Origin of the sequence: Pectobacterium carotovorum, assembly GCF_900129615.1 — a bacterium.
Lineage (GTDB): Bacteria > Pseudomonadota > Gammaproteobacteria > Enterobacterales > Enterobacteriaceae > Pectobacterium > Pectobacterium carotovorum.
The window spans coordinates 237,731-250,526 of record NZ_FQWI01000004.1 but is presented as its reverse complement, the minus strand read 5'-3'; the positions used below and the strand labels follow the sequence as shown (position 1 = coordinate 250,526).

The 12,796-nt window shown below is 52.4% G+C and carries 11 protein-coding genes; 3 read left to right on the top strand and 8 right to left on the bottom strand.

Features of this window, described 5'->3' with window-relative positions; genetic code table 11:
* Positions 1-200: 200 nt before the first annotated feature.
* Positions 201-1,241, top strand: a complete 1,041-nt coding sequence (locus tag BUB06_RS10760) for a GMP reductase (RefSeq protein WP_010297966.1) — start codon at positions 201-203, stop codon at positions 1,239-1,241.
* An 84-nt stretch (positions 1,242-1,325) separates the two neighbouring features.
* Here the strand turns inward: BUB06_RS10760 and hofC are convergent, their stop codons facing one another.
* The 5 genes from hofC to BUB06_RS10735 all read right to left on the bottom strand — a co-directional run bounded on the left by hofC (position 1,326) and on the right by BUB06_RS10735 (position 6,679).
* Complete coding sequence (hofC, locus tag BUB06_RS10755; protein ID WP_039470064.1) at positions 1,326-2,531, bottom strand: protein transport protein HofC; 1,206 nt, start codon at positions 2,529-2,531, stop codon at positions 1,326-1,328.
* Positions 2,528-4,012 (bottom strand): type II secretion system protein GspE, encoded by a 1,485-nt coding sequence (gene gspE, locus BUB06_RS10750; protein WP_039470066.1) that lies wholly within the window; start codon positions 4,010-4,012, stop codon positions 2,528-2,530. The genes hofC and gspE overlap by 4 nt, the downstream gene beginning before the upstream one ends.
* A 2-nt stretch (positions 4,013-4,014) precedes the next feature.
* Positions 4,015-4,461: a prepilin peptidase-dependent pilin gene (gene ppdD, locus BUB06_RS10745; RefSeq protein WP_039470068.1), complete on the bottom strand. Its 447-nt coding sequence runs from the start codon at positions 4,459-4,461 to the stop codon at positions 4,015-4,017.
* Between the two features lie 322 nt (positions 4,462-4,783).
* Positions 4,784-5,674 carry a carboxylating nicotinate-nucleotide diphosphorylase gene (nadC, locus tag BUB06_RS10740; RefSeq protein WP_039470070.1) on the bottom strand — a complete coding sequence of 297 codons (891 nt, stop codon included), beginning with the start codon at positions 5,672-5,674 and terminating at the stop codon, positions 4,784-4,786.
* A 144-nt stretch (positions 5,675-5,818) separates the two neighbouring features.
* A complete protein-coding gene (locus BUB06_RS10735; RefSeq protein ID WP_039470072.1) occupies positions 5,819-6,679 on the bottom strand; it encodes a nucleoside-specific channel-forming protein Tsx in 861 nt (286 codons plus the stop codon).
* Between the two features lie 418 nt (positions 6,680-7,097).
* Here BUB06_RS10735 and ampD point away from each other — a divergent pair, with 418 nt between their 5' ends.
* Both ampD and ampE read left to right on the top strand, forming a co-directional pair.
* Positions 7,098-7,670: a 1,6-anhydro-N-acetylmuramyl-L-alanine amidase AmpD gene (gene ampD, locus BUB06_RS10730; protein WP_039470074.1), complete on the top strand. Its 573-nt coding sequence runs from the start codon at positions 7,098-7,100 to the stop codon at positions 7,668-7,670.
* Positions 7,670-8,524 carry a beta-lactamase regulator AmpE gene (gene ampE, locus BUB06_RS10725; RefSeq protein ID WP_039470076.1) on the top strand — a complete coding sequence of 285 codons (855 nt, stop codon included), beginning with the start codon at positions 7,670-7,672 and terminating at the stop codon, positions 8,522-8,524. The genes ampD and ampE overlap by 1 nt, the downstream gene beginning before the upstream one ends.
* Positions 8,525-8,560: 36 nt before the next feature.
* Here ampE and BUB06_RS10720 read toward each other — a convergent pair whose 3' ends face one another.
* From BUB06_RS10720 to BUB06_RS10710, 3 genes are all read right to left on the bottom strand, one after another.
* On the bottom strand, positions 8,561-9,517 hold the full coding sequence (locus BUB06_RS10720; protein WP_039470969.1) for a glycoside hydrolase family 43 protein: 957 nt from the start codon (positions 9,515-9,517) through the stop codon (positions 8,561-8,563).
* Positions 9,495-10,928, bottom strand: coding sequence for a glycoside-pentoside-hexuronide (GPH):cation symporter (locus tag BUB06_RS10715; RefSeq protein WP_039470078.1), 1,434 nt, complete (start codon positions 10,926-10,928; stop codon positions 9,495-9,497). The genes BUB06_RS10720 and BUB06_RS10715 overlap by 23 nt, the downstream gene beginning before the upstream one ends.
* 188 nt (positions 10,929-11,116) lie before the next feature.
* Positions 11,117-12,475: an amino acid permease gene (locus tag BUB06_RS10710; protein WP_039470080.1), complete on the bottom strand. Its 1,359-nt coding sequence runs from the start codon at positions 12,473-12,475 to the stop codon at positions 11,117-11,119.
* Positions 12,476-12,796 lie beyond the last annotated feature (321 nt).

Here is a 12,796-nt window from a genome sequence, read left to right as displayed (position 1 = left end):
ATTATTTTTTCAGAAATGATTATACCCGTCATACTTCAAGCTGCATGTGCGTTGGCTTCCCTTACTCACTCCAGTCACTTACTTGAGTAAGCTCCTGGAAATTCGTGCGGTCGCCGCCTGCCTGCAACTCGAATTATTTAGGGTATCGCTTAGTAACAATACTGAGCATTCCGCCGTCACTAACCAGGAACTCGAACCTCATGCGTATTGAAGAAGATTTAAAGTTAGGCTTTAAAGACGTTCTCATCCGGCCAAAGCGTTCGACGCTGAAAAGCCGCTCCGACGTTGAACTGGAACGTCAATTCACCTTCCTCCATGCTGGCGGCAACTGGTCCGGCGTACCGATTATCGCAGCCAATATGGATACTGTCGGTACGTTTAGTATGGCGGAGGTGCTGGCCTCTTTTGATGTTCTGACGGCTGTCCATAAACACTATTCTGTCGAGCAATGGTCTCAGTTTGTGCAACGCACACCGGCATCGGTATTGCGCCATGTGATGGTCTCGACCGGGACATCTGATGCTGATTTCATCAAGTTAAAGCAAATCTTAGCGTTGTCGACTGAGCTGAAATTTATCTGTATTGATGTGGCCAATGGTTATTCCGAGCACTTTGTCACGTTCCTGCAAAAAGCACGCGAGGCTTGCCCAGACAAAGTTATCTGTGCTGGAAACGTCGTGACCGGTGAAATGGTGGAAGAGCTTATCCTCTCCGGCGCGGATATTGTGAAAGTTGGTATTGGCCCAGGTTCTGTCTGCACGACGCGCGTTAAAACGGGTGTCGGTTACCCTCAGCTTTCTGCCGTGATCGAATGCGCCGATGCAGCACATGGTCTCGGTGGGCAAATCGTGAGCGATGGCGGATGCGCCATGCCGGGCGATGTCGCGAAAGCATTTGGTGGCGGAGCCGATTTCGTCATGCTGGGCGGTATGTTGGCAGGACATGATGAATGTGAAGGCACTATCGTTGAAGAAAACGGTGAGAAAATGATGCTGTTCTACGGCATGAGTTCCGCATCTGCGATGGAGCGTCACGTTGGTGGCGTGGCAGAGTACCGTGCCGCAGAAGGAAAAACCGTGAAATTGCCTCTGCGTGGTCCGGTAGACAATACCGTACGCGATATTCTTGGCGGCCTGCGGTCGGCCTGCACCTATGTTGGTGCATCCCGTTTGAAAGAGCTGACGAAGCGTACAACGTTTATCCGCGTGGCTGAACAGGAAAACCGTATTTTCAACGGATAGCTGCCGCTGTTACGCGCCGTCTTTTTGCTGTTAGCGAGAGCGTGCGGCCTAACGTGTAAACGTTGTCGTGCTGTATTGGTCGGTTCAGGCTCCGGCCAATACATTCCCCAACTGGAAGATAGGCAAATACATGCCAATCACCAGTGCCCCGACCATTCCCCCGACGACCATCATCAGCAACGGTTCCAGCGTTTGTGTCAGCATGTCCGCCTGCTGTTGTACCCGACCCTCATGCCATTCTGCCAGTTGTGTAAAGATCGCATCCAACGCACCCGTTTCTTCTCCCACGCGAATTAACTGCGGGCAAGGCGCAGGGAACAGAGAAGCATGATGCTGTGTGGCATGGTATAGCGACGTGCCCTGATGCAGTTGCGCTTGTATTTGTTGAATCGCGGTCTGATAAAGCGGGTGACGGATTGTCGCGGCGGCATCCAGTCCTTCCGGGAGCGTCAAACCGGCATGTTGCGTCATGGCGAGAATATGGAATATCTGGTTTAGCGATTTACCGCGTAGCAGGCTGGATACGATAGGAAGCTTCAGCAGCCACTCTTGCTCTCGAATTTTCCATAATGGCCGTTTCTGCCTCAAGCGGGCGTACCCCACGATCAGGCTACTGAGTACCAGTAACCCAATGAATCCGTAGTCAGTTACTAACTCTGCCAGATGGAGCAACTGACGGGTAAACCACGGTAACGGCGTATCGAACGAGGAATAGAGCGACGCAAACTCGGGCAGAACCAGCGTCAACATCATCATGCTGACCACTATGGCAATTGCCAAAACAAAGCAGGGGTAGCGTAGCGCTTTGATGACTTTCTGTTGCAGTCTGGACTGTTTTTCTTGCTGCTGAGCGAGCTGTAGGCAGCATGCATCTAGTTTCCCGGTCAATTCGCCGACGGCAATGAGGGAACGATACAGAACGGGAAAGATATGCGGGTATTCCTGTAACGCCTCAGAGAACGAATTTCCCTGAGCAACATGGGTACGCACATCCCGTAATACGCAACGCCAGCTGGGGCGTTCATGCTGTTCCGATACCAGTTTTAATGCTTCCAGCAGCGGTAATCCGGCTTGTAGCAGGGCAGCAAGCTGTTTGATTAACTCGCCTAGCTGTTCACGTTTCCAGTCGCGTAGCGACAGGTAATGGCCGGCTTTTACGAGAAGCGGCTGGTAGCCCTGCGCAATCAGGCTGGCATAGGCGTGCTGGCGATGTGTGCTAATGAGTTCTCCATCGATAAATTCGTCCTCAGACGTGATGGCTTGCCAGTGATATAAGCGCTGTAGCCTCATTGCGCCTCCTGATTCATGGATCGCTCATCGCCCACCACACGGTAGACTTCAGCAAGTGAGGTCAGGCCATCGTTGACCAACTCAAGCCCTGCGGTCAGCAACGTTGGAAAACCTGAGTTGTGAGACAGTGCGGATAATTCACCTGTGCTGGTGTTGCCCGCCAGTGCGACCTGAAAATCTGGCGTGATAGGCAACAATTCATAGAGCGCGACGCGGCCATAGTAGCCAGAAAAACAGTGGCTACAGCCGCGGGCTTGCCAATGGTGTAGTGGCCCTTGCCATACGTCGTTTGGCAGTGAAAGTAGCGGTTCTCCTGGGGTTTTACAGTGCGGGCATAACCGACGAACAAGGCGTTGGGCGATGATGAGTTTTAGCGCCGCGGCTAGCAGGTAACCGGGGATGCCGAGATGACTGAGGCGAGTTAATGTTTCTACGGCAGAATTGGTATGCAGTGTGGACATGACCAGATGGCCGGTTTGTGCGGCTTTTACCGCAATTTCTGCGGTTTCGGCATCGCGTATTTCACCGATCATAATGACGTCTGGATCCTGTCGCAGCAGTGCTCGTAAAATTCGGCCAAAGCCCAGTTCGGCTTTGGGATTGATTGCTGTTTGGTTGATTCCCTCCAGGGGGATTTCAACTGGATCTTCTACGCTACAGATATTGCGGCTGCACTCATTTAGCCAACGTATTGCGCTGTAAAGCGTGACGGTTTTTCCACTGCCCGTTGGGCCCGTGACTAACAGCATCCCCTGTGAGGCGCTCAGCACGCTAATCACCTGCTGTAATGCCTTTGCGGTGAGCCCAAGTTTATCCAGTGCCAGCTCCTGCTGATGCGTTTGCAAGATACGCAGTACGACTTTTTCTCCCTGTTGCACGGGCAGCGTAGCGATGCGCAACGAATAGGCCTGTTGATCCAGCGTCAGGCTGAATTGGCCGTCCTGCGGCAATCGCCGTTCGGCGATGTTCAACTTGCCCATGATTTTCAGCCGCGCGGTAATACGGTTCGTCAGTTCGGGAGGCGGTGCGGATATGGCCTGTAGCACGCCGTCGATGCGTAGTCGCACGCGATAGCTGTCCAGTAACGGCTCAAAATGGATATCAGAGGCGCGCCGCTGAATGGCGAGACGCAGCGTTTGATGGATAAACTGTGCAACGGGGGAATCGTCGTCATGATCCTGTTGCCCGGTGCTGTTGTGATGAGTGCTGTTATAAGTGCCGGCATGGTAGGTTTCTGTGGGCTCGGCAACGGCGTTCACCGGGTTAAGCTGCTGTTCCATTCTGGCCTGTGGCCATTGTTCTACCATAATTCGGCGATTGCTGGCGAAACGCAGCGCGGCAATCATTTCCGCAGAAGGGGACGCCGTGACGGCGACCGACAGCGTTTGTTCATCGAGGCTGAGCAACAGGGCCTGATAACGTCGGCACAGCGTCTGTAACTCGCTGAGCGTATGCTCGGAGGAGAAGGAGGAATCTGTCATGATTAGCCTGCCGTATTATCGAAACGGAAAACGTCCTGACAGGCGGATTGCAGGCTCTCTGCGTTGCCATCCGTGGCACAGTTTTTCGTCCAGCGTGAAGCGCCGATTTCGGTATCCCACGTTGGTGTCAGAATAACGCGCAACCCTTGCAGAGTGGATTGTCCAGTCAGCGTAATCACCCCTTGAGTGACGCTAACGGCGCTGACATAGCGTGAAGATTTGCTGCCCGGTATTCCCTGATTACCTGCATTGCAGGCCGTAAAAGCGGCATTTTCCAGACCACAGAGATCGACTGGCGTTTTATAAGACACCATCGTTTGTAGCATGTCCGTCAGCGCTGCTTTTTGCAGATAGCCTTGATAAGCCGGTACGCCAATAGCGCTGAGGATGGCGACGATCGCAATGACGATCATCAGCTCAATCAGCGTAAATCCTTGTTGTGTTGTCATGTTGATTTCCCTGTTGTTGCATATAAATTTTGTGGCGCATAAATGTTGCGTTACAGAAATCCATACGGATGGCTGGCAGCATAGAAAAGCGCGTGAAGGCTGACGAGCAGGGAAAGGTGAAACAGGAAAGCGCCACGACATGTTTTTAGATATTTGCAGAGGATTGAAAATTTTTTGCGAGCAGAGGCGCAATTTTCACGCTGTCGGGGCAGGACGTTCGTGTGGGATTGTCAGTCTATGGCGTTACGATGGTGTGCGAGAGGATGAGAGGCAGAGAAACGAGGTGCGAAATAGCACCTCGCCGGGAGAAATAGAGGAACGGTTAGACGAAGCGCATGGATAAATCCAGTGCCTGTACGTGCTTGGTTAACGCCCCTACTGAGATATAGTCCACGCCAGTTTCCGCATAGCCACGCAGCGTGTCGAGGGTGACATTGCCGGATATTTCCAGCAACGCGCGACCTTGTGTCATGCCAACCGCTTGCCGGATGTTATCCAGACTGAAATTATCCAGCATGATGATATCTGCGCCAGCTTCCAGCGCCTGCTGTAACTCATCCAGCGATTCGACTTCAACTTCTACCGGAACATCGCTGCGTAAAGACTGCGCTTTTTCTACCGCATTTTTGATTGAGCCAGCGGCGATGATGTGGTTTTCCTTAATCAGGAAGGCGTCGGATAAACCGAGTCGGTGGTTGTCTCCGCCACCGCATGATACGGCGTATTTCAGCGCGGTTCTCAGCCCCGGCAGCGTTTTGCGCGTATCCAGCAGCCGAGTGCGTGTTCCCTGCAATACGGCGACATAGCGGCTGACTTCGGTTGCGACGCCGGACAGCGTTTGCAGGAAATTCAGCGCAGTGCGTTCGCCTGTCAGGAGCTGTTTGGCTGGACCTGTGATGCCACACAGCGTTTGGTTGGGGGTGATAGCGTCGCCATCGGTAACGTGCCAGACGATCGTTGTCGTGTTGCCTAATTGAGAAAAGACTTCCTCAAGCCAGCGCGTGCCGCAGAATATACCCGCTTCACGCGTGATGATGCGTGCGCTGACGGTCTCATTGTCGGGTAACAGAAGGGCGGTAATATCTTGATTAGCATCGACGATGCCACCTAAATCTTCACGCAAGGCCAGTTGCACGCTGGCGGGGATATCTTGTGCAATACGAGCGAGCAAGGCTTTTTGGCGTTGTTCCTGACTGTAGCGACGCGTTGACATGACAAAACTCCGAAGGGGGATTCGGAGGTCTATGCTACCTTGTTTATATCAGGACATCCAGAATGAATAGTTATTACAATTCAATCTGTTACTGCTATTAACTTTCCGGCGAGCGATCTCCGATCGCCGGAAAGGGGTGCGATTTTAGAAGTTGTAACCAACGACCAGGTAGTAGCCCCAACCGGTAGATTTCACTTCAAACGGACCTTTGCCGAAATTGAGCTCTGCGCCATCAGCCCATTGGCCGCCGTTGTGGAAATAACGTGCGACGAAAGAGTAGTGCCAGTGGTCGTAGCCCAGCGCCAGAATATGGCTGGAGGCAATGGAGTTGTTGGTGCGGCTTGCATTCGATTTATCACGCAGTTCTGAACCGAAATCGAAATTGGTAAAGCTGATATACGAGACGTTGCCGCCCAGCATCGAACCCAGTGGGTAAGAGTATTTCACTTTTACACGGTAGCCGTCCCACTCGTTTTCGTTCGCTGCGCCGTAGTTCTGCCATTGGTATTTGGCATAGCCGTTCACTGACAGAGACAGATCGGTGCCGGTATCAATATCGGTACCTAAGCCCATGTACCACGTACTTTGGCGTGAACCGCTGTTGCGACCCTGATCGTAAATAACGTTATTGGCGATGTACCACTCTTTAAACGGACCAAAGCTGAGGTCAGCCCCCGTCAGCTTATCAATAGAGAAGCGTGGTTCGATCTCGACAAACAGCGGAGAGCCTTTGTCCCAAATGCCACGGCTGTCGGGATCGCCACCAAAAAATTTAGGCGCATCGGCGTAGCCGTAGAAATCGAACCAGTCTTTACGTGCAAACGCTTCGTATTCCAGGTAGGTCGTGCTGTTCAGTTGCGGTCCGAAACGGGTGTGGGCGCTGCCGACGACGTTAATGCTCTGATGCCACCAGTCGGACAGATATTCGGCTTTATTGCTGTCGGCAAGAGCAGGCATTGAGCATGACAGGGCGAGCAAGGCGCCTGCAGCGAAAGTTTTTTTCATGTTAAGTACCATAGTGTTAGACGTCATGTACGTCGTACGTGAGACCGCAAAATAAGTTTTGGTAATATCTAAAAAAATCAGAAGATAATTTTGTCATGCATTTTAAGTAAAAATAGACGCAATGCACGAAAACGATTGCCTGTTATTGCTCTATTACATTTGTAATGTGACTTTAATCACATAATGGTGTTAGGGATTTCACCTTACTAAAAAAGATATCGGGATTACTTTCAGGCAGGAAAACTGGCGCGAATATCACAAAACAAACGGTAAAACCTATTGATACCCAGTTGAATAGATAGCATGGCGTGAAACATGGTATCTTGGATACAAGGACTTTTGGTTACATGGTTTTATACCTGAAATTGATTTTTCGCCTGATTCAGCCGGCAAACGATACGATGCGAGGTTATCGCCGATGCTTTTGGAAAATGGCTGGTTATCCGACATTACACACACACCTTCACCACATTATGATGGTCGCCCGAATAATGAGGTGCCTTCCCTACTGGTGATCCACAATATTAGTCTGCCGCCCGGTGAGTTTGGCGGCCCGTATATTGATCAACTGTTTACGGCTACTTTGGATCCCTCGGCGCATCCCTATTTCGCCGATATTTCCCATTTACGCGTCGCGGCACACTGCCTGATTCGCCGTGATGGGCAAATCACACAGTATGTACCTTTCGATCAGCGCGCCTGGCATGCTGGCGTTTCGGTGTTTGAAGGCCGGGAACGCTGCAATGATTTCTCTATTGGCATTGAGCTGGAAGGGACGGATACGCTGCCTTTTACCGCGGAGCAGTATCACTCACTGGCTGCGATTACACGCCTGTTAATGCGGGCCTATCCCATTACGCTGTCGCGCATTACCGGACACAGCGACATCGCTCCGGGCCGTAAAACCGACCCCGGCCCAGCATTTGACTGGGACGGCTATCATCGTCTGCTACAAGAAAACTGGACAGAGAACAAAGGGAGCCTGGATTAATGACGCTGTTTACACTGTTGCTTACGCTGGCATGGGAGCGCTTGTTCAAACAGGGCGAGCACTGGCAGATCGATCATCGGCTTGAGGTCGTGTTCCGGCACGTGCCGTCTCCGTCTTTGTTGCAAACGCTGTTCCTGACGCTGTGCAGCATGGGCGTGGTAGCGGGCCTGCTGTGGCTCACGAGCGGCATTCTGTTCGGCCTGATTTCTCTTTTGCTGTGGATTATCATCAGCCTGATGTGCATTGGTGCGGGTGAAATCCGCCAGCACTATCGGCGCTATTTGCAGGCGGCACAGCGCGGCGAAGCCGATGCCAGCCGGGAAATGGCGGCAGAACTGGCGCTGATTCACGGTCTGCCCGTTGGTACGGGGGAAAGCGAGCAGTTGAAAGAACTGCAAAACGCGCTGCTGTGGATAAATTTCCGGTTTTATTTAGCCCCGCTGTTTTGGTTTATCGCTGCCGGGCCATATGGGCCGATTGCGCTGACGGGGTATGCGTTTTTACGCGCCAGACAGACTTGGCTTGCCCGCCACCACACCCCGCTGGAGCGCGCGCAGTCTGGCGTCGATAGTTTGTTGCATTGGCTTGACTGGATTCCTGCCCGCTTGGCCGGTGCCGCTTACGCACTGCTGGGGCACGGCGAAAAAGCGCTGCCAGCCTGGTTCGCCTCGCTGGGGGATTCCCGAAGCTCTCAATACTGGGTGTTAACTCAGTTGGCCCAATTTTCTCTCGCGCGTGAGTCCCACGTTGAGCCTGTAGAGACGCCCAAAGCCGCTGTGACGCTGGCGAAAAAGGTGACGCTGGTCTTGGTGGTGGTGGTCGCGCTCCTGACGATATACGGTGCGCTGGTTTGATTTCCTAACGTACGTCCCAGCGCACCCGTTTCTCGCTTATTGCCTGTCTGCGGGCGGTTCGCCGAATACGGGCATACCATCACGATCCCAGGTGAACGTTTTAATCCGCGTGTGACGATTGGGGTCATACAGCGGATCGCCTTCGATCTCCGTGTAGTTGCGGGCATGGTAAACGAGAATGTCCTCGCCCGTTTCTGTTTGGGTGAAGCTATTATGGCCCGGCCCAAACTGTCGGTTTTCTCGGCTGGTGGTAAAGACCGGCTGCTGCGATTTATGCCAGCTTGTCGGGTTCAGCAGATCGCTGTCCATATTCGCCCACAGTAGGCCGATACAGTAATTTTCATCGGTGGCGCTGGCGGAATAGGTGATAAAGATGCGTTCGCCGTGCTTAATGACGGCGGGGCCTTCGTTGACTTTAAAACCGATGGTTTCCCACGACAACTCCGGCTTGCTCAACATGACCGGCGTGCCTTTCAGCGTCCACGGATTTTCCATTTCCGCCAGATACAGATTCGAGTTGCCTGCAATCGTGGGATCTTTTTGCGCCCACAGATAGTAGCGCTTGCCCCGATGTTCAAAGTGGGTGGCGTCCAGTGAGAAGGTATCGAAGTGCGTATAAATTCGGCCTCTTTCGACCCAGTTGCCTTTCAGCGGGTCGCTGTCTGCACATTCCAGCGCAAACATGCGGTGCTGGAATAAGCCGTCTTTGATGTCTTCCGTCGGTGCAGCGGCGAAATAGATATACCATTTGCCATTAATCACGTGCAGTTCCGGTGCCCAAATCAGCGCGCTTAAAGGGCCACGTTCATGCTTGCGCCATATCGTTACCGGGGTAGCGTGGGCAAGTGCCTCCAGCGAACTGGCCCGGCGAATTTCGAGTCGACTGTATTCAGGCACGGAGGCAACAAAATAGTACTGCCCATCCGTGTGACGAAGAATGAAAGGGTCTGCCCGCTGTTCTATCAGTGGGTTAGGCCATTGATGTGGGTTCATCATTCTCTCCTCCTCTTTTGACGTTGAGTGATTGACTGTCGCGGCTCTCGCTCAGTTCCCGATAGTTATTACGGCGTTTTTCCAGATCGATTTGTATTTGCTGCATAAGCTCGCGATCGACCTTCAGCAAACGCACCACGCCTGCGGTAATCAAATAACCTACGCCGGGAATAAGGGTGAACAACATAATGATGCCGTTCATGGCTTCTGCATTTTGCTGCGGGGCATTGGCATCATAACCATAGTAGGACAGCAGGAAACCGACCATCGCCCCTGCAATCGCCAGCCCGACTTTCAGGAAGAACAGATTGCCAGAGAAGCTGATCCCGGTGATTCGTTTGCCAGTTTTCCACTCGCCGTAGTCATCCACATCGGCCATCAGCGACCAGTGGAGCGGGGAGGGGATCTGGTGCAGGACATTCAGCAGGAAGTACATCACCAGAATAAAGCTAGTCAGGTGAGGGTTGAAAAAATAGAAGGCGCTGGAGAAGATCGCCAGTGCGATGTTGACCCAGAAAAACACTTTCAGCTTGCAGAAACGGTCAGTCAGGGGTTTTGCCAATGCACTGCCGAACATCATGCCGACCACGCCGAGGCTGATAAACAGGCTGGCGAATGGGGCGGACTTTCCCATCACCCAGGTGACGTAATACATCGTAGCCGCCATGCGAATAAATCCAGGACAGACATTGCACAGAGTTAACAGCAGAATGCGCGGCCATTGGTCGTTTTTCCAAACGTCTCGCAAATCTGCTTTCAGTGCATCGTTGGTGGGGATGGCGGGCTTAATCCGCTCCTGAACGGTGGCAAAGCAAAAGAGAAACATGAAGAGGGCAATGATCGCCATCACGCCCATCGACATTTGGTAGCCGCGCGCTTTGTCTTCACCGCCGAACCATTCGGCCATCGGCAGCAGCGTCGAAGAGAGAATGAGCGTGGCGATACCGACCATGATGAAGCGGTATGACTGACAGGACACCCGTTCATGCGGGTCCGCGGTGATCACGCCGCCCAGCGAGCAGTAGGGGATGTTGATAGCGGTATACGTCAGCGACATCAGAAAATAGGTAACGAAGGCGTAGATGACTTTGCCGTTGTAGCTCCAATCCGGTGTGGTAAACATGAGTACGCTGAACAGAACGTAGGGCACGCAGACCCAAAGCAGATAAGGCCGAAAGCGACCCCAGCGGCTTTGGGTGCGATCGGCGATAGCGCCCATAATCGGGTCCGTGACGGCATCGATGACACGAATGGAGAGTAGCAGGGTACCGACCAAGGCAGGCGAGAGCCCATAGATATCCGTGTAGAAATAGCTCAGAAATAGCATGATGGCTCCGCCAATCATGTTGCATCCTGCGTCACCCATTCCGTAGCCGATTTTTTCTTTAACGGACAGTGCGTTGTTCTTCATGAATACGACTCCTGTGCTTAACGTGTAAACACGATTATTCCCCTCGATAGGGATAAAAGAGCGTATGAAATCGGTTGCAAAAATGGACAAACGGGTCGGGTGGGGCAAAGTGTGATAGAGATTGCAAATATGAAAATGGCCGACAGAGTCGGCCATGGAAAAGGAGGATCGGTGAACGCTGGAGCTGTTTAGTTCGCCTGATTTTTCTTTTTGATAAAGTAGCCCACGCCCAGAATAACCAGCCAGACCGGAATCAGCATGACGGAAATCTGAATGCCCGGCGTCAGGAACATGATGACCAGTATACCGGCCAGGAACAGCAGACAGAGGTAGTTACCCAGCGGATAAAGCAGCGCTTTAAACTTGGTCACCGTACCTTCTTTGTCCTTTTGCGCACGGAACTTCAGGTGCGCCAGACTGATCATCGCCCAGTTAATCACAAGAGCAGACACGACCAGCGCCATCAATAGTTCGAACGCTTTGCCGGGGATAAGGTAGTTGATCAGCACGCACAGCGCCGTTGCCAGCGCGGAGATGCCGATAGCAACAACGGGAACGCCACGGCCATCAACGGTTTTCAGTACTTTCGGCCCGTTACCCTGTTTCGCCAGACCGAACAGCATGCGGCTGTTGCAATACACGCAGCTGTTATAAACGGACAGCGCAGCGGTCAATACCACGATGTTCAGCACCGTTGCTACGACGTTGCTGTTCAGTTCATGGAAGATCATGACGAACGGGCTACCGCCTTCCACAACCTTGCCCCACGGGTACAGTGACAGCAGGATAGCGAGTGAACCGATGTAGAAAATCAGGATGCGGTAGATAACCTGATTGGTCGCGCGTGGAATGCTTTTCTCTGGGTCATCCGCTTCTGCTGCGGTAATCCCCACCAGTTCCAGCCCGCCAAATGAGAACATGATAACGGCCATCGCCATCACCAGACCGAGCACGCCATTCGGGAAGAACCCGCCCTGCGCCCACAGGTTGGTTACGGTTGCTTCCGGCCCGCCCGTACCGCTGAGTAGCAGCCAGCCACCGAAGACGATCATGCCAATAATCGCGACGACTTTGATGATGGCAAACCAGAATTCCATCTCACCGTAGACTTTGACGTTCGCCAGATTGATGGCGTTAATCAGCAGGAAGAAGACGGCGGCGGATACCCAGGTCGGAATGTCTGGCCACCAGTACTGGACGTAAATCCCCACGGCGCTGAGCTCGGCCATGGCGACCAGAACATACAGCACCCAGTAGTTCCATCCTGATGCAAAGCCCGCGAAATCGCCCCAATATTTATAAGCAAAGTGGCTGAACGATCCGGCTACCGGCTCTTCAACCACCATCTCGCCCAGTTGGCGCATAATGAGAAACGCGATCAGCCCGCCAATCGCATAGCCTAACAGGACCGATGGTCCGGCCATTTTGATTGTCTGCGCAATACCAAGAAAGAGGCCAGTACCTACCGCGCCACCCAAGGCAATCAACTGAATATGACGGTTTTTCAGACCACGCTTTAGCGTGCCGTCCGTTTGTTGATTATCCATCAAATTTAACCCTCTGCCAGTGCAAGTAAAAAACACGGTGTGAACGAACACGCGTATTAGTGACTATACGTTTGTGTAATTTTATTTTTACGGGGTGATGTTTCTTAAAATAAGAAAACCGCTACCGTTTGGCAGAGAATAGTGGTAAGTACGCAAGATTGCACTGATTTCTTATAGTCTGATAATTAAAAACTATCGCCACATCAAAAATTTTACCTCTCCCTGATTAAGAACCTGATGACGAGAAAATCGAGAGATGATTTTTTAGGGTAGAAGGGGCTTTCTACCCCTTTGGGTTTACTCCCTTTTATTATCTCTTTA